Here is a 22,072-nt window from a genome sequence, read left to right as displayed (position 1 = left end):
AATGCTGGTGCTAGATATGAGATGACGCAGTCCGATCGCTTCTTATGCTATAAACTAAGTCTGTGAGGCTGTGCCTTGTCCATCCAAAGAATATGACAGTGAACTGGCAAAGAATGTTTGAAATGGATGCTAGGGTAAGCTCACAGCAAAATTAAAAAAGGCGAAAGCCTGTTGGGAGAGGTGGCAGAGCGGTTGAATGCGGCAGACTCGAAATCTGTTATGGTGTCACAACCATCGGGGGTTCGAATCCCCCCCTCTCCGTAGCTGAAGTTGAATAAGACTGAGGGATTTAGATCTGCCACAGGCAAAGTTATCTGTATAGCGATCGCCTTATATTGGTTTGAAGTCGAGGCAGGTATCTCTCGCCGATAGAAGCGATCGCACAGTCTAAGGTCTACTCCATAACCTGGCGGCATCGGATGAGAGAAAAATCTAAAGAAGCTGAAATACCTGAACTTCTGTTAAGGATGTGTAGATCTTAAAATCTCTATCATCCTTGACTGGCAAGGGATTAGCTTTTACCCAGAGCTTATCGTGCAGGTGTTGTACCTTCCGAACCCCCCTGAACTTGAGGCAATATTGAATAGGGTGCATAAATTTAGCTGTGGAGACAGCCTTCAAGTCATAGGCTTAGAGGAGATATGCACTAATGAAATTTGTCCAGCAACGCAAGTCGTGGTTGTGTTTCATGGCTTGCTTGATGGGGAACGGGATAGCTTGGCTTTCTACAGTTTCCCCGGCGATCGCTCAGCCAATTACACCAGCGGCTGACGGTACTCAAACTATTGTCACACATGAAGGAAATCGCATTGATATCGGCGGCGGTACTCTTTCTGGAGATAAGACAAACCTCTTCCACAGTTTTGAGCAATTTGGACTCTCTGAAGGTCAGATGGCTAATTTTCTCACCAATCCTGAGATTCAAAATATCTTAGGACGGGTGGTTGGTGGTGACCCATCTGTGATTAACGGTTTGATTCAAGTGAGTGGAGGAAACTCTAACTTATTCTTGATGAACCCAGCCGGGATAGTTTTTGGTTCTGGAGCTAGTTTAAATGTTCCAGCCGCGTTCACAGCGACAACTGCCACAGGTATCGGCTTTGGTGGAGAGTGGTTTAAGGCGTATGGAACGAATAATTATCACGACTTAGCTGCAAACCCAGATGCGTTTCGCTTTGATTCCCCACAAGCTGGAGCAATTGTCAATGCTGGAGATTTGACAGTCGAACAAGGGGAAAATCTCTCCCTCGTTGCAGGAACAGTAGTTAATACAGGCACTCTCCGAAGCCCAGGAGGCAACATAACGGTGATGGCGTTGCCCGGAACAGGCTTAGTACGGCTCAAAGGGGATGGGCAAATCTTAAGCTTAGACCTTGCCCTACCCGCTGATGGACAGGGAGATTCGTTGCTAGTTACACCACTGATGCTACCGGAATTGTTAACAGGTAGTGAGGTTGAGACAGGTTTAACTGTCAATGGCGATCGCATAATCCAAACCAATGGCATAATCCTTCCAACTCAAGCCGGGACAGCGATTATTTCCGGTACTCTTGATGCGTCTAATCCAGCAGCAAGACAAGTTGGTGGAACAGTGAATGTCTTGGGTAACCAAGTGGGTTTATTCAATGCAAACATCAACGCATCTGGGGCTAGAGGTGGGGGAACGGTACTGCTAGGTGGTGACTACCAAGGACAAGGCACTCTACCTAATGCTTCGAGTACCTATGTAAGTAGTGACTCCAGGATTAATGCCAATGCACGGCGCAATGGTGAAGGCGGTAGGGTAATAGTCTGGGCAGATGAAGCAACTCGTGTCTATGGCAATATTACTGCTCGTGGTGGTTTGAACTCCGGTGATGGTGGTTTTGTCGAAACCAGTAGTCGTCAATTTTTGGATATTGCTACCACACCTGATGTCACGGCAGCCGCAGGGTTAGGGGGAACTTGGCTAATCGACCCCAAAAATATTGAGATTGTTGAGGGTTTTGGCAGTGACAAGATAAACACCCCCAATCCTTTTTCTTCAAATGGCGATGGGGCAATCCTCGGTGTAGGTTTAATTCTTCAAGCGTTAACAGGTGGTGCTAATGTCGAGATCACAACGGGAGATGCAGGAACTGAAGCAGGAGATATTACTCTAAGTACTCCGCTTGACTTTGAAGGAACGGGAGAGAATACGTTAAGGCTTGAGGCTTATAAAGATATCAATATCAATGCACCGATATTTGATAGCGTTCCTGGGGCAGATTTACTCAACCTCGCATTCTTCACGGACATTGATGGGAATGATACGGGGGCAGTAAATGTCAATGCTTCAATTGAAACTGGTGGTGGAAATGTCGAGTTCTTTACGCATGACACAAACATTTCCACTGGGGGCAGTATCACTTCAGGTACGGGAGCAATTGCAATTAATGGGATTAACTTCATCAATGAAGGCAACGTTACCTCAGGTACCGGAACAATTAGGGTTACTGGGGATGAAGATAACTTCATCAACTTCAGCAATGTAGGCAACGTTATCTCAGCTACGGGAGCAATTACGGTTGGGGTGGATAACTTCAGCAATGAAGGCAACATTACCTCAGGTACGGGGGCGATTTCGATTGAGGGGAAGACGATTGATGAAATTCCAACTGATGGGATTAACTTCATTAATGAAGGCAACGTTACCTCAGGTACGGGAGCTATTACGGTTAGCGGGAATAACTTCATCAACGTAGGTAATGTTACCTCCAGTATGGAAACAATTACGATTCGGGGAGATAACTTTAGCAATCAGGGCAACATTGAATCAACTAATGGTTCAATTGATGTCAAGGTGGTGGGACAACTTATCAATGGTGTAGATGCCACTATTCGCTCAACGAGTGGTTCGATCTTTCTTGGTTCTGATTCGACAGCGCTTAACAGCGGTACTATCACTTCCAGTAGTGGTGCAGTAACTCTTGAGGCTACTGAATCTTTTGCCAATACAGCAGAGGGTACGATCGCTACCGTCAATAGTCCGATTTCTATAGAAGCTCAGAATGTGAGAACGGCTGGCGAGATCGATTCGATCAATGGTGCCATTACGCTTCAGGCAGATGCTATTGTCACGGCAGGAGATAGCACCATTACAACAACCAGTGGTGCGATTACGCTGAATGCTGATGCGATTACAACGAATGCAGGCAATAGCATCAAGACCACAACAGGTGCGATCGCACTTAACGCAGATAGCTTCAATCTTGACCCCACTAGCGTAGTTGATGCTGGTAGTAGCGACATTACCTTAAAAACAGACGCAATTACAATTGCTCTCAATGATATTAATGGGATTCTGAGCCTAACTACTGAGGAACTGGCAACCTTTCAAACGACTGGCACAGTTATAATCGGGCGCCCAGGCGATACAGGTAGCATCAACATCGGCTCTTTAGGGGCAATTGACCTGAGTAACGAAACCTTCAACCTGATCCTATATGGAGGAGACGTTACCTTCAGTAACGGTTTTACTCTACCGGACAACAAGACTTTAACCTTCAACACGGGTGCGATCGCAAGTGCCCCTAGTGGCATAGATATTAGCATTGGCGGTACGAGTGGGAAAGTTGTATTGAATACAACTGGGTCAGTCGGAACAGCTGCTAACCCCTTGAGTACGGCTATTGCTCAAGTCACTGCACCCAATGTTGCAGGTAACCTCTTCCTTTCCAACAACCAAACGCTTGACTTGGGTACATCTACTGTCACGAGTGACTTGGGTATTCAAACAACGACAGGCGACCTCAACGACAGCGGTATTATTACAGTTGGTGGTAACAGTAACTTTAGTAGCACTCAAAGCAATGCTGATATCAACCTTGATCAGTTGAATGTAGCAGGAGCAATTGGTCTAGCTACAGTCGGGGCAACAGGCAACGCTACAATTATCAACGCTACAGGTTTAACACTGACACCGACGACTATTGAAGGCAATCTCACTGCCAGCGCTACCACTGGGAACATTACCGCACAAGACATTACTGCTAGGGGCGGCATTACCTTAACGACGACTGGTAACATTGAGGCATCATTGCTCGATTCATCCTCGCTTAGTGGGCAAGCAGGAGGAGCAATTAACCTCAGCAGTAGCGACGGAGCAATTTCTACAGGTAATATCACCAGTTCTGGAACTACTGGCGGTGAGATTAACCTCAGCAGTAGCGACGGAATAATTTCTACAGGTAATATCACTAGTTCTGGAATCACTGCTGGCGGTGAGATTAACCTCAATGCAAAAGAATCAATTACCACAGGTGTGATTAACTCTAGCGGTAGTTCTGGGGATGGGGGGGATGTCACACTTGACCCAAGCGGTGATATTCAAGTGAGTTCTATCAACGCCCAAGGAGGGAATCTTGGTGAAGGGGGTGATGTGGATATCACAACCAATCAGTTTTTCCGGGCAACTGATACTTTCATCACTTCTAATGGCTCAACTGCTAGTATTTCCACAATTGGTGGGAACGGTGGGGGAAATATCACGATTCGGCATGGGGGTGGGGGTGTAATTCCTTTTGCTGTCGGTGATGCAACAACGAACGGCACAGCAGGCGCAATCACGAGAGGGGAATCTGCGATCGCGCCTCTACAGTCGTTTCGCTTTACTGAAATCAGCGAGGACGGCAACATTCAGATTATTAGTGTTGATGATCCCAACCCTCCAGTCCCTCCTGATAACCCTGTGATCAACTTTGTTGACTTGACCAGTCCTCAAGAAAATACTAATTTCCTGCCCATTCAAAGTGAGGAGTCTGAGACGCTGGAGACTGACAAGTCATTAAGCCGTGATTATGAAAACTATTTTGGGCTGGGTGAAAGCAAAAGCGTTACCTTGGCAGAAGCGCAAAATCTCCTGCGCCGTGTTGAAAGTGAGACAGGGATTAAGTCGGCTGTTGTTTACGCCGTGTTTGTTTCCGAAAGCCTGACACCGACCCCGGCAATAGCTCAAGGCTCAGCGCCAGATAATGGACAATCATCAGTATGGCGTTCCCAAACTCGAAGCGATCGCGATCGTCTGGAACTGCTTCTGCTGACAGGGGAGGGTAAAACCGTCCGCAAATCCTTGAACGTTACCCGTGCTGAAGTAATTGCTGTAACCAAGCAATTCCGCCTAACTGTCACGAATCGACGAAATTCTCGTGATTATCTCACCCCAGCAAAACAAATGTATGACTGGCTTTTAGCTCCCCTAGAAGCCGAGTTACAAAACTTAGGCATTAACAATCTGGTTTACATCACCGATACTGGCTTACGTACTAGCCCCTTAGCTGCCCTGCATGATGGCAAAGGGTTTGCGATCGAGCGTTATAGTATCAGTTTGATGCCTAGCTTATCCCTAACTGACCCCCGCTACTCGAATCTAGGCGATGCCCAAGTACTAGCGATGGGAGCGAGTGAGTTTAGCGATAATCGACCCTTACCTGCCGTACCTGTGGAGTTGGCAACAATTACCCAAACCTGGCAAGGGAAGTCCTTCCTCAATTCTGGCTTTACCTTAGACAACCTCAAGCAGCAACGGGCACTTTCCTCATACAACATTATCCACCTGGCAACCCATGCCGAATTTCTCCCAGGAAAACCCACGAATTCTTACATTCAGTTGAGCGATCGCAAATTACCGCCAATTCAATTGCCCTCTTTAGGGTGGACGAAACCTCCTGTCGATTTATTAGTGCTGTCTGCCTGTCGCACGGCAGTGGGGGATGAACAAGTCGAGTTAGGCTTTGCAGGATTAGCAGTGCAAGCTGGGGTGAAGTCAGTATTGGCGAGTTTATGGGGTGTTAATGATGAAGGCACATTGGGGTTGATGAGTGAGTTTTACCAGCAGTTGAAAGCAGCACCCGTTAAAGCAGAAGCCTTACGTCAGGCGCAGTTGGCGATGCTCAAGGGTGAGGTACGGATTGAAGGTAACGAGTTAGTCACAAGTGAGGGAAGGTTGCCTTTACCACCAGAGTTAGCCAGAGTCGGAGATCAAAGCCTTACTCATCCCTTTTACTGGGGAGCATTTACGCTCATTGGAAATCCTTGGTAGTGCGTAAGTCCTAACCCTAAAAGCGGCTTTTCTTGGGAAGTCCCTCAATTGCCTATAACAACAAACTTTTCTATTATTTAAATTCTGAGCGAACGTTCATAGAATTTATCACTCGGTTGGCATGGGTAGAGACACAATCATTGGGTGAGGGATTGTCTAGTTGAGGGTCTAGGGGTTATCTGCTAATGAAATCTGCTTGGGTGTACCAATTGTGGTTATTTTTCATCCTTCCCCTTAGCCTCACTAGCTCCTTCGGAGCGACTTTGCTAAGCCTAACGCTTGATGCTTTTTCTCCTTCTGTTGCGATCGCGCAACCGATTACCTCTGCCGCTGATGGTACGGGTACTGTTGTCACCAGTGATGGCAACGACTTCCAGATAAATGGGGGAACCCTTTCTGGAGATGGAACAAATCTATTCCATAGCTTTCAGCAATTTGGACTCTCCGAAGGTCAGATTGCTGATTTTTTGTCAAATCCACAAATTCAAAATATCTTAGCGCGGGTTAAAGGTAATGACCCATCGCTGATTAATGGTCTAATTCAGGTCAGCGGTGGGAACTCCAACTTATTCTTGATGAACCCTGCTGGAATTATCTTCGGTGAGAATGCCAGTTTGAATGTACCAGCCAACTTTACAGCTACCACAGCAACGGGCATTGGCTTTACTGGCGATAATTGGTTCAACGCCTTTGGGAAAAATGACTACCAAAAGCTCATTGGCACCCCGACTCACTTGGCTTTTGACCTATCCCAACCTGGAACTATCATCAATGCGGGTAATCTGGCAGTACTAGAAGGGCAGAATTTAAATCTACTTGGCGGCAGTGTAATTAATACAGGACAACTGATTTCACCATCAGGAAATATCACAGTTGCAGCAGTACCCGGTGAGAATCTGGTGAAGATTAGTCAAACCGGACACCTGCTGAGTTTAGAAATTGAACCGCCACGCACAGCAACAGGGCAGTGGCTCCAGATTACCCCGCCTGATTTACCAGCTTTATTAACGGGAGCCGTTGGCAGTGTAGAGACAGGACTGAGTATTACCCAAACTGGAACGGTGCAGCTTAACGATTCCGGTACTACGATCTCAACTACAACGGGAACCACAATTGCTTCTGGCACCCTTGATGCCTCAAATCCAGCCCCTGGACATAGAGGTGGCACAGTGAATGTTTTGGGTGACAAGGTTGGGATATTCAATGCCAATATCAATGCCTCTGGCGCTAGGGGGGGTGGCACAGTCCTTCTTGGCGGCGGCTACCAAGGACAGGGAACAGTACCCAATGCCTCCCAAACCCTGATCAGCGAGGACTCGGTAATTACGGCTGATGCCCTCAGAAATGGTGATGGTGGTCAAGTGATTGTATGGGCTGACGAGATGAGTCGCTTCTATGGCAGCATCAGTGCCCGTGGTGGGACAAAGTCAGGGGATGGCGGAACGGTTGAGGTTTCTGGCAAGGAGTTACTGATTTTTACGGGGTTGGTGGATGCAGGCGCGGCAAGAGGTGAACCGGGGAGATTGTTGCTCGACCCAAAAAATATCACAATCACAGATGCCACAGCTCCTCTAGCGACTTTCCTCAGCCCCACCCCAGCAATAGATAACCAATTTAGCTACTCATTAGCTGCCTTCGGGACGAACTTGCTCATTGGAGACTTTCTTGATGAGCCAGGGGGGTTAGCAAGGGCTGGTTCTGCCTACTTGTTTGATGGCAGTACAGGGGAGCTGCTCTTGACCTTTGATAATCCTACCCCCGAACCACTAGATGAATTCGGCTTTTCGGTGGCTGTTGTGGGAGCGAACGTACTAATTGGGGCGCAGGGTGACAGTACAGGGGCGGAGGCTGCTGGTTCTGCCTATTTGTTTGATGGGAACACTGGAGAACTTCGCCTAACCCTTAATAATCCTGAGCCTGAAGGATTTGATAGATTTGGCTGGTCGGTAGCTGAGGCAGGGGCGAACCTACTTGTTGGAGCACCTCTTGATGATCCAGGAGGGCTAGTAAATGCGGGTTCTGCCTATTTGTTCGATGGAGACACGGGAGCGCTACTCTTTACCTTCACTAGCCCCATCCTCAAAGCGGCTGAGTTATTTGGCTGGTCAATAGCTGGGGTGGGGAACAATATACTCATTGGCGCTCCCGATCACATTCCCGATTTTAATATTGGAAAAACTGTTGCTGGTCCCGGTTCTGCCTATTTATTTGATGGGGACACCGGAGGGCTGCTCTTGACCATTGATAACCCCACCCCTACAGACAATGATGCTTTCGGCTTTTCGGTGGCTGGGGTAGGGAGCAACATACTCATTGGCGCTTTTGGGGACGATCCAGAGGGGATAGTAGATGCGGGTTCTGCCTATTTATTTGATGGGGAGAGTGGAGATCGGCTCTTGACCTTGAATAATCCTACTCCTGTAGCAGGAGAGCGATTCGGTAGGTCGGTGGCTAAGGTAGGAACGAATATTCTCATTGGAGCGCCTGCTGATGCCCCAGATTCAACAGCTCCTGGTTCTGCCTATTTACTGGATGGGGAAACAGGGGCGCTACGGCAGACCTTTAATAACCCCTTCCCGGCAGGGGGTGATGCCTTTGGCAGGTCAGTGACTGGAGTCGGCAGCAATGCGGTGGTTGGAGCGCTTTCTGACGATCCAGGAGGGCTAGACAATGCAGGGGCGGCTTATTTATTTTCTACAAGCTTTAATTTTGGTGATAATCCGTCGCTATCGCCTACTCTTGATGCCAGCGCGATTACCAACATCACTAATACAGGAACGGATGTAGTGATGCAGACGAATAATGACATCACTGTCGATCAAGCTATCACAACCATCAACCCGATTGGAAATGGAGGAGCAATAACCTTACAGGCAGGACGGAGTATTTTGCTCAATGCTGATATCACAACTGATAATGGCGACTTAACTTTGATTGCTAACGAAACCCTTGCTAATGGTGTGATAGATGCTTATCGAGAGCCTGGGACGGCTACGATTACTACGGCTCCTGGAGTCACACTCAACTCTGGTACGGGCGATACAACAGTGATTCTGAGTACAGGGGAGGGCTTGACGAACAATGATAGCGGTGACATTACCCTGAGCAATCTGAACGCTGGGAATGTAAACGTGGAAAACAATGGTTCTGGTGGTATCAGCTTGAATGGTGATGTCTCTAGCATTGGAGGTGTCAGTTTAGAGGCTACTGGGGACATCACTACAGGTAACATTGTGACTAATGGTGGGAATGATCAGGGGGTCAGTCTAGAGACTAGCGGCAACATCACGACAGGTAGCATTGTGACTGATGGAGCTGAGATAACGCTCACTGCCAACTTAGGTAGCATCACCACTGCTGATCTCAGGACTACTTCTCCTAGAAGAGGTGGAGAAATCACTCTCTTGGCAAGAGATAGTATTACAGCTGGGATACTCAACTCCAGTGCGACCATTGGCAGGGGTGGCAACATTACCCTTGATCCAGTGGGTGATATTGAGGTGAACTCTATCAATGCTCAAGGGGGTGTTCGCGGTCAAGGTGGTGACGTTGATATCACTACAGAACAATATTTCCGGGCAACTGATACCTTCACGGCTTCTGACGGCTCAACCGCGAGTATTTCTACAATCGGCGGGAATGGTGGAGGAGACATCACAATTCGGCATGGGGGTGAGGGTATAACTCCTTTTGATGTCGGTGATGCAACAACAAATGGTACAGCTGGGGCGATAACGAGTGGGGAATTTGCGATCGCTCCTGTACAATCATTTCCCTACACTGAAACCCAAGGCAACATCCAGATCATTAGTGTTGACGCTCCAGACACAGACACTCCAGATACTCCAAACACTCCTGATAACCCTGCGATCAATTTCGTTGACTTGACCAATCCTCAAGAGGAGGCTAACTCGCTGCCCATTGAAAACGAGGACTCTGAAATTTTAGAGACTGACAAGTCGTTGAGCCATGATTTTGAAGCTTATTTTGGATTAGGGGAGAGCAAAGGCATTACCCTAGCAGAAGCTCAACGTCTCCTAGACCGTATTGAGGTAGAGACTGGCATCAAATCTGCTGTCATTTATGCTGTCTTTGTGCCTGAAGTTATTACACCTGTCCCGACAAATCGAAGCTTAGAGCAGGATGAAGATCAGCTTTCACTATTACGTTCCCGGACTAACAGTGTACGCGATCGCTTGGAACTGATTTTGCTTACAGCACACGGCAAGCCGATCCGCAAATCTCTGAACGCTAGCCGTGCCGAGGTTTTATTAATGGCGAGGCAATATCGTCGTAGTGTTACGAATGTTAGAAATTCTGGTCGCTACCTTACCCCAGCTAAGCAAATGTATGACTGGCTTTTAGCTCCCCTAGAAGCTGAGTTACAAAGCTTAGGCATTAGCAATCTGGTTTACATCACCGATACTGGCTTACGCACTATTCCCTTAGCGGCTCTACATGATGGTAAGGGATTTATTATCGAGCGCTATAGTGTCGGTTTGATGCCCAGTCTGGCTCTAACAGATAACCGCTACTCCAATTTGAGCAACGCTCAGGTGCTGGCAATGGGAGCAAGTGAGTTTCGCGATAATCGACCACTACCTGCTGTACCTGTAGAGTTGGCAACAATTACCCAAACCTGGCAAGGTAAATCCTTCCTCAACTCTGAGTTTACGTTGGACAATCTCATACAGCAACGGACGCTTTCCTCGTTTAACATTATCCACCTAGCAACCCATGCTGAGTTTTTGCCAGGGAAACCAACAAACTCCTACATTCAGCTCATCGATCAGAAGTTACCTCCTATTGAGTTGCCCTTTTTGGAGTGGGCGAAATCCCCTGTAGATTTATTAGTCCTGTCTGCCTGCCGCACAGCAGTAGGGGATGAGCAAGTCGAGTTAGGCTTTGCTGGATTGGCAGTGCAAGCTGGGGTAAAGTCAGCCTTAGCAAGTCTCTGGTATGTCAACGATGAAGGGACATTGGGGTTAATGAGTGAATTTTACCAACAGTTGAAAGCAGCACCGATTAAAGCAGAAGCCCTGCGACAGGCGCAGTTGGCGATGCTTAAGGGTGAAGTGCGGCTGGAAGGTGGACATTTAATTACGAGTGAGGGAACAGTACCTTTACCCCCAGAGTTAGCCAAGCTAGGAAACAGAAACTTCACGCATCCCTTTTACTGGAGCGCGTTTACGATCATTGGTAATCCTTGGTAAGCACACCTATTAACTCCCTCCCCCCCAGCCTCCCCTGCTTAGATATTCTTAGAGCAGGAAGAGAGCAACACACATTATCTTTTATGTAAAATTTGTAACAGTTCCTTTGTTGCAAATGGCTTGGGCAAGAAGCCTTGGAAGCCTAGCTGTTCAGCTTGGAGTACGGCTTCTGTTGAGTTGAGTCCACTCATTGCCACCATATATATGTTGGGATTGAATTGGCGTAACACAGGGATTACTGCCATACCATCCATTGAGGGCATCATGATGTCCATCAAGACACCCTGAATTTTGTCTTTGTACTGGGCAAATAGTGCGATCGCTTCAATTCCATCACTTGCTGTCAACACTTGATAGTTGTAAGTTTCTAGCGTCGTTTTGGTAATCTCACAAATCACCGCTTCATCATCAACGACCAAAATCAATTCTTGCTGACCAGACAGCAGTTCCAAATCGTCGTCAGTTTGGGGTAGGATTGACTGACTGGCAGGCAAAAACACCTTAAACTGGCTACCTTGGTTCACTTGGCTCTGCACATCGACAAACCCACCGTGGCTCTTAACAATCCCCAGTACAGCCGAGAGTCCCAGTCCCGTGCCTTTACCGATTTCCTTCGTTGTAAAGAATGGATCGAAAATGCGATGGAGAATATCTAGTGGAATGCCAGTTCCAGTGTCTGCGACTGTAACCACAACATAAGCTCCCACACTCGCATCCAGATGCATTTTGGCATACTGTTCATCAATCAGCAGATTTTCAGCACTAATCTGCAAGGTGCCACCATGCGGCATTGCATCACGAGCATTCACACAGAGATTCATCAAGATCTGATGCAATTGCGTTGCATCACCGGAAATTATCCAGAGGTTAGGTGGACTATCTATATGGATGTCAATCGATTTTGGGAGAGTCTGTTGGATGATTTTTTCAATTTCTAACAGCAGGTGATTAATTTGAAGAGAAACCCTTTTACCCTCGACACCACGAGCAAATGAAAGAATTTGTCTAATGAGTTCTGCTCCTCTTCTAGCACTTGTTTCTAGTGTTTGAAGCATTCTTTGGTTTTGCTCGTTGAGATTGGGAAGTTTGAGCGGCAATAATTGAGCCACTCCCAGTATTGGGGTCAGGATATTGTTGAGATCGTGAGCAATCCCACTGGCAAGTGTTCCAAGACTTTCTAGACGTTGTGCCCGGAGGAATTGCGCTTCGAGCTGCTTTTTCTCCGTGATGTCCATGTGGATGCCAATCATCCGCAGTGGTTTTCCTGCTTGGTCGTGGAAGAGGCTACTCTTGACAGCAATCCAACGGATTTCTCCAGCGGGACAGACAATGCGAAACTCGGTATCGAGTCCCTGTCCAGTCTTGACTGCCTGCCAGAGTTCCTGTTCAGTCTTGATGCGATCACCTGAGTGAATGGTTTGAATCCAGCCATCATATCTGCCATCAAAACTACCTGGAGCCAGTCCATATAGGGCTTCCAGTTCAGCCGTCCAAGTCACATCATGGGATTGGATATTCCATTCAAAGGTGCCAATCTTGCCTGCTTTTTGAGCGAGTTCCAGCCGTTCTTGGATCTTCTGGCACCGCTCAATCTCCTGTCTCAACAATTCATTCGCCGTCTTCAGTTCAGCAGTGCGTTCCTGTACCCGAATTTCCAGGATTTCGTTAGCTTCTCGCAGGGCTTCTGCTGCCTGTTTGCGCTCGATCGCATAGCGCAGAGAACGTACCAGATTATCCTGGTTCACATGACGCTTTACCAAATAGTCTTGGGCACCATGTCGAACTGCTTCCACTGCCAACTCCTCATCGTTGGTGTTGGTCAAGACAACAATAGGTAGGCTGGGAGCGTGCTGGATTAGCAAGTCCAGAGACGCTAACCCGTGACTGTCCGGCAGCGTCAGATCTAGCAGAACAACATCGAAATCATCAGCTTGAAGTTGCTCGACTCTAGAGCGTTCCAAAAGGGAAATTGCTTCCCCCAATCGCTTGACATGGGCAAGGTTAAAGCGCCTAAAAAGCGTCCCTTTGAGAACTTCCTGGAGTAAGCGAGCTTCTGCCAGGTTGTCCTCAACTAGCAGGATGTTAACAAACGATCTGCCTATGTGCTTTCTGGCGGCAGTGTTGCAGTCTCCAACCAAAATTCCTCAATCCCCCGGACAATTTTGAATAACTGACTCAGATTCCGTGATTTCGAGATGTAGCAGTTGACATGTAGGTCGTAGCTCTTGAAGATGTCTTCCTCGTTGCGGGAGGTCGTCAGGACGATGATGGGAATGTGCTTGAGGGATGAGTCAGCTTTAATTTCCGCTAGCACTTCCCGCCCGTCCTTCTTCGGTAAATTGAGATCGAGCAGGATAAGGTCGGGACGGACAGCGTCCGCATAGTCCCCATCCTGCCGAAGATACGCCATTGCTTCCATGCCATCCCTGGCAGTGACCACCTCACACTGAGCAGCTGTGCTTTTCAGTGCCTCCTGAATAAGCCGGATGTCACCCCGGTTATCTTCGATCAAAAGGATAGTTTTGTTTTTTGCGTCCGCTGGCATGATTGCGATAGCGACGCGCTGCTGCGAAGCGCAGATCGCGTCCTCCTACAGGAATTGTGAAGTGGAAGGTTGCGCCTTGACCAAGGGTTGATTCAACCCAGATTCGACCCCGGTGGCACTCTACAATTTTCTTACAAATTGCCAGCCCCATTCCAGAACCGGGATACTCGTCGCGAGTATGCAGACGCTGGAAGATGACAAAGATGCGATCGGCAAATTGTTGGTCAAACCCAATCCCATTGTCCTGCACTGAGAATAACCAAGCCTCATCCTGTCGTTGCACTCCCACATGAATCTGGGGTGCCTCGTCCTTCTTCTTGAACTTAATCGCGTTACCAATGAGGTTCTGGAACAGTTGCATGAGTTGGGTGGGGTCTGCCACGATTGTTGGCAAAGAGTCGAAGGTAATCGCCGCACCCGTCTCGGCAATCCGTCCCCGTAAATTACCCAGTGCCTGATTTAGCGCTGTCTCCACCTCAGTCAGTTCCCACTCAATCCCTTTTAGGTCTACCTTAGAGTAGGCAAGCACATCATCAATCAGTGTTTGCATCAGGCTCACACCCTCAACAGCAAAGTCGATGAAGTCCTTTGCATCCTGATCCAATTCTTCGTTGTACCGCATTTCCAGCAGTTGCACATAGTTTGCCACCTGGTTCAGCGGTTCTTGTAAGTCATGGGAAGCAACGTAGGCAAACTTCTTGAGTTCAGCGTTGGAACGTTCCAAGTCTTGAGCCAGTAAGGCTAATTCCTCTGCCTGCCGCAGTACGATATTGACGATCGCTTTTCTCAATTCCAGCGTTACCTTAACTTCTACTGGCTTCCACGGTAGAGACTTCAGGCGCACCGTTTCCTTCCATAACTCAAAGGACTTACGGGGACATAGCCGCAAATCGCTCTCAGACTGCTTGAGTTCGTAGGCGTTATTCGGGTCGCCTCCCCAGTTAACGGTCTGAATCACTTCTGGACGGAACCACAATACATAGCTTCGCTTGGAAATGGGAATTGCCAACAGACCACTGGCAACATCCTTGAACCGCTCAGCATCCGAGTAAATCAGTGGTAGAGAATCGGTATAAAAGACCTCATCCTCAACCGTTTTCCCCAGCCACTGCACTAGGTAATCGAGTTCCTCTTCCGGTGGTGTTCGACCAATTGTTGTCCACTGACCCCCAAAACAAACAGCAGCCCCTGTTGCATCTGCCAAGTCAAGTAGGTTTGGCTCATGATGGAACAGTCCATCAATGAAATTGTCCTCTTGGGACATCGACTCGATTAACGCCGATTGGACGTTCGCCAATTTCATCCGATAGTTATGATCTGCCACTTCCTCACGAGTGGAGATTTCCGCAAAGATTACCCGTCCCAAGAACTCGCAAGCTTTCCGCAATTCATAAGGAACATACTTGGGTGTCCGATGGTGACAGGCAATCAACCCCCAAAGCTTCTGGTCTTTCATCAAGGAAATGGTTAGTGACGAACCAACCCCCATGTTGTGCAAATACTCCAGGTGGCAGGAGTAGGGACTTCGGAGGATCGAGAGGGTCAAGTCGGTCGGCTGATTTGCGATCGGGTTGTTGGCAGGATAAAGCTCAACTGGCTCAGCGTGAGCATTTGGGATAACTCGAATCCAGTTGGAGAGGAACATCTTTCTGGCAGGCTTCGGGATATCCGACTCTGGATAGTGCAACCCCAGATACGGCACCATCTCGTCCAGTTTTTCTTCAGCAATGACTTCACCATGACCATCGTCATCAAATTTGTAGAGCATGACGCGATCGAAGCCAGTTACATTACGGACTTCCCGGACAATAATCTGACAAAAATCCCGGAGGTTGGACGTTCCTTCGAGTTGGTTAATTGACGCTCTGGCAAGATGATAAAAACTCAAAAATGGAATATTTTCTTGAGTCAGTGCAGGCTCCAATTCTAGTACCAAAAATCCGTCCGCACTGCGATGAAAAACCGCATCAAAAACTAGGTAATCATCCCCTTTTCGTCTGACCCAGACCTTTGTGGGATTGATAAAATCTAGTTTGTCGGAAAACAGTCCTGCCCTAAACCGATCCACCTGAAATGGGTCTAAAATATCATCCAGCGACTTACCCAAAATCGTTTCAGGAGAAATACCAAATGCCGTAGAGGTATTTCGGCTCGCCTGTAGAACTTTTAAATCAGGTTCTTGTAAGACCAGTAAGACTCCATGCGGTTGGATTTGAGTCAAAATATGTATGGGTGGCTGCTTTAATCGAGTTAAATTAACGTCTTGTGTCTCTAAATTCATTCCTACCATAATTGCCCTCCCTAAATCAAAAAAAATAACACCTGTCTCGGTGTGAATCCTAGAACCCGCTCATTTCTTTTATGTCGGGTTTTCCAATCTATTCCATTGAGTCAAAATACGGACTGTTACTACGTCTGATGTAATCTATACAGCAGTTAGTACATTCATTACTTAATCTTAAGGCTCCACCCTGAATGGGGGTTGTCACAATTCCTTAACCTTTAGTCAGTAGCATATCCTATAAACCTACTGAGAGGCTAAATAAAATCCTTAAATAAATCAGAAGCTTTTTAAATTTAAACTGAATTGTTTTTTAGCCAATGAAAATGATTAAAAAGTTTATTTTTAAGGCAAGAAATGTAGTGTTTGTTAATAAAAATTTTAATTAGCTAATCCTTAATCGGCGGGTAGAGTAACAATACCTAACCAAAATTCTTCAATATGTTTGACGATTTGGAATAGCCGCTCCCGATCGGAGGATTTGATTACATAACAATTGCCTTGGAGTGTATAGCTTCTAAAAATGTCTTCTTCCCTAGCAGAAAGTGTTAAAACCACAATGGGAATCCGTCTGAGTTGCGGGTCAGCCTTAATTTCTGCCAGGATGTCTCTGCCATCTTTTCCTGGCAAATCAAAGTCCAGCAGAATTAGGTCAGGACGAGGAGCGTCTATATAATCTCCCCGACGATGTAGAAAGTCCATCGCCTGCATACCATCTGCGATCGCCACAATCTGATGGCGTAATGAGTTTTCATTAAATGCATCTTCGATCAGGCGGGTATGATCGGGGTTATCTTCCAAAACTAGAATTAACCGCTCCGCCGGAAAATCTTCCATCTTCAATGAAGTGATCGACTATAATCCAGACTTTTCTGGTAAGACAGAGGTACACGAGCATAGACTACCTCATCAGTGTGCCAATAGATTGGCACACTGCATACGCATTGTTAGAATTCTACGCACTTGTACTTATACTTACTTTTTCTACGTGTTGATTAACAGCTCTGAGATCTGACGCTCATTGGTAATCCTTGGTAAGCGATCGCACGGTAAAATTATGGGATGCCTGTACAGGTCAATGCCTCAAAACATTGCAAGGTCACACAAATTCAGTTCAATCAGTTGCCTTCCGTCCGGATAGTACGCTGGTCGCTAGTGGCAGTACTGACCAAACACTGAAGCTATAGGATGTCTGCACAGGTGAAGTCTTGAAAACCTTACAGGGTCATAGCAATTCGGTTAGAGCGATTGGCTTCAATCCCGATGGCACAATAATTGCCAGTGGTAGTGCCGACGAGACGATTAAAGTGTGGGATGTTAAGACAGGTGAGTGCCTGAAAACTCTAAGAACTGAGCGCCCTTATGAAGGTATGAATATTACAGGGGTTACGGGTTTAACAGAAGCACAAAAAGCTACCCTCAAAACACTGGGGGCTATTGAGGTGAGCTGTTATGGAGAGATGTCATTTCTATAATTGACATCAAGCTAACAAGTAAGATCTGTTTTTTAAAATGAGTATTGAAGTTGATTACCGATTTCCGCCCGGTGTTGATGCGGAACGCCAAGCTAAAGTCATTGCAGTAGGGCAAACGGCTGGCACCTGGGATGCCCGTTTTGCTCATCGTGAAGAGAAATTGCGATCGCATTTAGGCGAAGTTGTCGGTGGACGTACCGATCCCGATGGCTATAGCCTCGCTACCATCAGTTTTCCAGAAACTAATGTCGAGAATGACATCTCCAGCCTCTTGACAATGATTTTTGGGAAATACTCAATGGCAGGTGCGGCAAAGGTTGTAGCTGTGCGTCTCCCAGAACACTATGGTACTTATCCAAAATTGGGGATTACAGGGATTCGGGAAAGATTGGCAGTTGTTGATCGACCCTTGATTATGGCAATTTTTAAGCCAGCGCTAGGACTCTCTGCTGAGGACCATGCGGCGATTTTAAAAGAAGTTGCTTACGCAGGGCTAGACATTATTAAAGATGATGAGATTATGGGGGACTTAGAGGTTGCCCCAACCCTAAAACGCCTGGAAGCTTGCCGCCAAATTATTGATGAGGTCAAGCAGCAGACCGGACGTACAGTCCTGTATGCGGTTAATGTCACAGGTACAGCGGATAAGTTAATTGAGAAAGCGCATCTTTTGGTACGTGAAGGGGCGAACGCACTACTTCTTAATGTTCTTACTTATGGTTTTTCAGTATTAAGTGCGCTAGCCACTGATGAGGAGATTAATGTGCCAATTTTTGCTCATCCTGCCTTAGCGGGAGCGATGTGTGCTTCCCCTGACTACGGTATAGCGTACTCAGTTGTGTTGGGAACGTTAATGGCGCATGGTGGGGCAGATGCGGTGCTGTATCCTGCTCATTATGGGAATTTGCCATTTGACCCAGCCGAGGAAATACGAATTCGCGACAGTTTGCGATCGCGTAATGTTTTCCCTGTACCCTCTGCTGGTATTCATCCTGGTGTTGTACCCAAAGCACTCTTCGATTACGGTCACGATGTTATTCTCAACGCGGGTACTGGCATTATGGATCATCCAGATAGTCCAGCCGCAGGTGTTAAAGCCTTTTTTGAAGCTCTAGAACGAGTCAAGCAAGGCGAATCTTTTGAACCAGAAACACTGCCAGAAGGTGCACTGCGCCGTGCTGTTGAGAAATGGGGAGTAAGATGAGGACGTGCAATTAGGCACATTAGCTTAAAATGTATGGCGCTAATTCTCGCTCAAATTAGTAGCATTCAGCTTAAAATAATCTCTGCTGTGTATTCTGTTGTTTGTCATCTCACTTACACAGCCAGCCAGATGGTAGGCTAATGCCGAGCTAATGCTTTATTGTGCCCAAAAGACCGTCGCTATCCAATCAAAATCAGCCCAAACGAGTTGTCTTCTGTGACTTCGACGGCACGATTACAGCCGAAGAAACCTTCGTGGGGATGCTTAAAGAATTTGCACCCGAATTATCTGAGCAATTAATGCCCCAAATGTACGCTCGAAAGCTAACATTGCGCGAGGGTGTGCGGCAACTCTTGGAATCAATCCCTTCGAGACGGTATCCCGAAATTGTTGAATATGCTAAGCCAAAGCTAATCCGTCCAGGACTAGAAGCATTACTGGATTTTCTGGATGCTCAAGGAGTTCCCTTTATTGTCGTTTCCGGTGGTGTGCGAGGGATAGTGGAAACGGTATTGAGTCAGACGAGTACGAAGGGAAAAAGCTTAATTGAGCGGATGGCAGCGATTTATGCTGTTGATCTCGATGCGAAAGGCGACTATCTACAGGTGTTCTCAGAGTTTGAGGCAGATACAGAACTAGTTGCCAAGGTGCTAGTGATGGCACGACACCCAGCCGAAGAACAGATTGCGATTGGGGATTCGGTGACGGACTTAAATATGGCACTTCATGCACCTGTCGTTTTTGCACGCGATCGCCTTTGCCAATACCTCGACGAACACAAGAAGCCCTACATCCCTTGGAATGATTTCTTCGAGATCTGTGACAAGTTATCCCAGGAATGGGAAAACTCTTAATGTAAAGAATAAGGCTGTTCAGGGTGACTAGGGATCTGGGAACAGGTTACTGGAAAGAACTCGAACGTCGCCTGAGCTACCAATGCCAAAATCATACTTTTATCACTACACTAGCCCCTTGGGAACTGCTTCACTAACAGAGCAAACCCGAACGAAGCGGCTTTAATACATATCTTGCCGTGTATGTAAAGAGTATGTAAGTCCTGACAAATAAAACCCTGTCACGTAAATTTTCGAGGTTAGAATGAATACCGATCCAAGACCAACCTTAATTGCAGCCGCTGGTCACTTCTACCAGTTAGGCTGGATGGTGGGAACAGCTGGCAATCTCTCCGCTCGGCTGCCCGATGGCAGTTTTTGGATTACTGCCAGTGGACGCAATAAAGGGCAGCTAGGCATCAGTGACTTCATCCGCATCGCGCCCGATGGCACGGTGTTAGAGCAACCCTCACCGGATGTTCGCCCTTCAGCCGAAACCAGTATTCATCAGGCAATCTACTCCCTGTTCTCCGATGCCCAAGCCTGCTACCACGTTCACTCCATCGAGGCTAATTTAGTTTCTCACTTTGCTGATGGGGACGCACTGCCTCTGCCACCTTTGGAAATGCTTAAGGGGTTTGGCGTGTGGGAAGAAAACCCAATATTGGCAATGCCAGTATTTGCCAACCATTTAGAAGTGCCTCGAATTGCCAGTGATATCCGTGAGCGCTTTCATGCGGAATCGCCGCCACTGAATGCTTTGCTCATCCGCAATCACGGTGTCACAGTTTGGGCTTCTTCACCAGAAGTTGCTCACAATTACCTAGAGGTTGTGGAATATATTTTCCGCTATATGGTAGCTGCCCGAAACGTTGGGATCGAGAACGCAAGTTAAAAAAAGAAGCGTTTGTAGTGAAGCAAGAGGATGCTATGGAATCAATGACAACACAAAGCGATATCGATGCAGCAGCTTGGAAGGCACTTGAAGATTCCATTATTTATTATTGCGGACACCCTGTTGGGACAGTAGCGGCTCGTGACCCGGATGTCGAAGCGCTTAATTATAATCAGTGCTTTGTTCGCGATTTTGTCTCTTCAGCCTTAATCTTTTTGATGAACGGTCAAACGGAAATTGTTCGCAATTTCCTAGTAGAGACATTAGCGTTACAAAGTGAAACTAAGCAAATGGATTACTTTAATGCTGGTCAAGGGTTGATGCCTGCCAGCTTTAAAGTTGCTACAAGCTATGGTGAGCAATATTTAACTGCTGATTTTGGTGAACATGCGATCGCAAGAGTGACGCCTGTTGATTCCAGCCTCTGGTGGATTATTCTCTTACGTGCTTATGTCAAAGCCACTGGAGACATTGCGCTTGCTCATCAACCGGAGTTTCAAAAAGGGCTTATCTTAATTCTCAAGCTTTGCTTAGCCGACCGATTTGATATGTTCCCTACCATCTTAGTTCCCGACGGGGCATTTATGATTGACCGTCGGATGGGTGTTTATGGACATCCTTTAGAAATCCAAGCCTTATTTTATGCGGCATTGAGGTCAGCGCGTGAGCTACTTGCACCCAGCCGTCAAGGAGAAATTTATACCCTAATCGTCAATCAGCGCTTGAGTACTCTCAACTACCATATTCGTAAGTATTATTGGCTAGATATTAAGCGTGTGAATGAAATCTATCGCTATCGGGGTGAGGAATTTGGCGAAGCCGCCGTTAATAAATTCAATATTTATCCTGAGTCTATCCCCTACTGGTTAACCGAATGGATGCCAGAAAAAGGTGGTTATCTCGCTGGTAATCTGGGTCCTGCACAGATGGATTTTCGCTTCTTTGCCGTTGGAAACTTGATGGCAATTATTTGTTCTCTATCCAGTCCTCAAGAATCTCAAGGAATTATGGATCTCATCGAACAACGTTGGGATGATCTAGTGGGAAATATGCCTATGAAAATCTGTTTTCCGGCTGTAGAAGGACTGGAATGGAAAATTTTAACAGGATGTGACCCTAAAAACGTTCCGTGGTCGTACCACAATGGCGGCAATTGGCCGGTTTTACTGTGGATGTTGGTAGCAGCGGCCCAGAAAACAGGAAGAAAGGAAATTGGGCGAAGAGCCATTGAAATTGCTGAAAAACGTTTGTGTCATGATCAATGGCCCGAATATTATGATGGCAAGAATGGACGATTGATTGGGAAAGAAGCGAGGAAATATCAAACCTGGACAGTCGCAGGTTACTTAGTAGGAAAAGCTTTATTAGATAATCCGTCTCATTTATCCCTATTCAGCTTTGATGAAGACTTAGAATCGCTTGAATGGTCTTATCATCAAATGGCTTAAATTAATTTAAGTTCAAGAAGACCTTTATCTAGTGGTTATTCAATATCAAGCTTTTGAGTAACCACTATAGCGTTTTTGTTGGGTTCACCTCTAGAGCAGTTCTCAGTTGTGCGCGGTGCA

Annotated in this window: 12 protein-coding genes and 1 tRNA gene; 9 read left to right on the top strand and 4 right to left on the bottom strand. The window is 46.9% G+C overall.

The features are described from left to right. Positions 1–174: 174 nt before the first annotated feature. The 3 genes from H6F98_RS17335 (at position 175) to H6F98_RS33565 (ending at position 11,271) form a co-directional block, all read left to right on the top strand. Positions 175–261, top strand: a tRNA-Ser gene (locus tag H6F98_RS17335). 388 nt (positions 262–649) lie between these two features. Next, positions 650–6,058 (top strand): CHAT domain-containing protein, encoded by a 5,409-nt coding sequence (locus H6F98_RS17330; RefSeq protein WP_192219946.1) that lies wholly within the window; start codon positions 650–652, stop codon positions 6,056–6,058. A gap of 185 nt (positions 6,059–6,243) precedes the next feature. Continuing rightward, positions 6,244–11,271, top strand: a complete 5,028-nt coding sequence (locus tag H6F98_RS33565) for a CHAT domain-containing protein (RefSeq protein WP_242058582.1) — start codon at positions 6,244–6,246, stop codon at positions 11,269–11,271. A gap of 74 nt (positions 11,272–11,345) precedes the next feature. Here the strand turns inward: H6F98_RS33565 and H6F98_RS17300 are convergent, their stop codons facing one another. From H6F98_RS17300 to H6F98_RS17285, 4 genes are all read right to left on the bottom strand, one after another. Further along, complete coding sequence (locus H6F98_RS17300; RefSeq protein ID WP_192219945.1) at positions 11,346–13,409, bottom strand: response regulator; 2,064 nt, start codon at positions 13,407–13,409, stop codon at positions 11,346–11,348. After that, positions 13,370–13,783 (bottom strand): response regulator, encoded by a 414-nt coding sequence (locus tag H6F98_RS17295; protein WP_396812304.1) that lies wholly within the window; start codon positions 13,781–13,783, stop codon positions 13,370–13,372. Before H6F98_RS17295 ends, H6F98_RS17300 begins: the two co-directional genes overlap by 40 nt. Continuing rightward, complete coding sequence (locus H6F98_RS17290) at positions 13,770–16,106, bottom strand: ATP-binding protein (protein WP_192219943.1); 2,337 nt, start codon at positions 16,104–16,106, stop codon at positions 13,770–13,772. The genes H6F98_RS17295 and H6F98_RS17290 overlap by 14 nt, the downstream gene beginning before the upstream one ends. A gap of 387 nt (positions 16,107–16,493) precedes the next feature. Beyond that, the gene (locus tag H6F98_RS17285) at positions 16,494–16,934 is read right to left on the bottom strand and encodes a response regulator (RefSeq protein WP_192219942.1); all 441 of its coding nucleotides are present in this window, start codon (positions 16,932–16,934) and stop codon (positions 16,494–16,496) included. A 194-nt stretch (positions 16,935–17,128) separates the two neighbouring features. On the opposite strand from H6F98_RS17285, the gene H6F98_RS34470 reads away from it, so the two are divergent. The 6 genes from H6F98_RS34470 (at position 17,129) to H6F98_RS17260 (ending at position 21,952) form a co-directional block, all read left to right on the top strand. Then, the gene (locus tag H6F98_RS34470; protein ID WP_313929890.1) at positions 17,129–17,284 is read left to right on the top strand and encodes a hypothetical protein; all 156 of its coding nucleotides are present in this window, start codon (positions 17,129–17,131) and stop codon (positions 17,282–17,284) included. Between the two features lie 21 nt (positions 17,285–17,305). Continuing rightward, positions 17,306–17,572, top strand: coding sequence for a hypothetical protein (locus tag H6F98_RS34465; RefSeq protein ID WP_313929889.1), 267 nt, complete (start codon positions 17,306–17,308; stop codon positions 17,570–17,572). Positions 17,573–17,609: 37 nt separating this feature from the next. Further along, positions 17,610–18,776, top strand: coding sequence for a RuBisCO large subunit C-terminal-like domain-containing protein (locus tag H6F98_RS17275; protein WP_192219941.1), 1,167 nt, complete (start codon positions 17,610–17,612; stop codon positions 18,774–18,776). Positions 18,777–18,937: 161 nt separating this feature from the next. Next, positions 18,938–19,630, top strand: coding sequence for an HAD-IB family phosphatase (locus tag H6F98_RS17270; protein ID WP_192219940.1), 693 nt, complete (start codon positions 18,938–18,940; stop codon positions 19,628–19,630). 244 nt (positions 19,631–19,874) lie between these two features. Beyond that, positions 19,875–20,504 carry a methylthioribulose 1-phosphate dehydratase gene (gene mtnB, locus H6F98_RS17265; protein ID WP_192219939.1) on the top strand — a complete coding sequence of 210 codons (630 nt, stop codon included), beginning with the start codon at positions 19,875–19,877 and terminating at the stop codon, positions 20,502–20,504. Between the two features lie 35 nt (positions 20,505–20,539). Beyond that, a complete protein-coding gene (locus H6F98_RS17260) occupies positions 20,540–21,952 on the top strand; it encodes a glycoside hydrolase 100 family protein (protein ID WP_396812296.1) in 1,413 nt (470 codons plus the stop codon). Positions 21,953–22,072: the final 120 nt, after the last annotated feature.

It is taken from the genome of Microcoleus sp. FACHB-SPT15 (assembly GCF_014849525.1).
Taxonomy (GTDB): Bacteria; Cyanobacteriota; Cyanobacteriia; order Cyanobacteriales; family Coleofasciculaceae; genus Symplocastrum; species Symplocastrum torsivum.
This window is presented reverse-complemented; position numbering and strand designations above follow the sequence as displayed.

Excerpts from the sequence above, each read along its gene's own strand:
- H6F98_RS17285 (WP_192219942.1), bottom strand. The coding sequence starts at position 16,934 with ATGGAAGATTTTCCGGCGGAGCGGTTAATTCTAGTTTTGGAAGATAAC.
- H6F98_RS17330 (WP_192219946.1), top strand. The coding sequence starts at position 650 with ATGAAATTTGTCCAGCAACGCAAGTCGTGGTTGTGTTTCATGGCTTGC.
- H6F98_RS17260 (WP_396812296.1), top strand. The coding sequence starts at position 20,540 with ATGGAATCAATGACAACACAAAGCGATATCGATGCAGCAGCTTGGAAG.
- H6F98_RS17290 (WP_192219943.1), bottom strand. The coding sequence starts at position 16,106 with ATGGTAGGAATGAATTTAGAGACACAAGACGTTAATTTAACTCGATTA.
- H6F98_RS33565 (WP_242058582.1), top strand. The coding sequence starts at position 6,244 with ATGAAATCTGCTTGGGTGTACCAATTGTGGTTATTTTTCATCCTTCCC.
- mtnB (WP_192219939.1), top strand. The coding sequence starts at position 19,875 with ATGAATACCGATCCAAGACCAACCTTAATTGCAGCCGCTGGTCACTTC.
- H6F98_RS17275 (WP_192219941.1), top strand. The coding sequence starts at position 17,610 with ATGAGTATTGAAGTTGATTACCGATTTCCGCCCGGTGTTGATGCGGAA.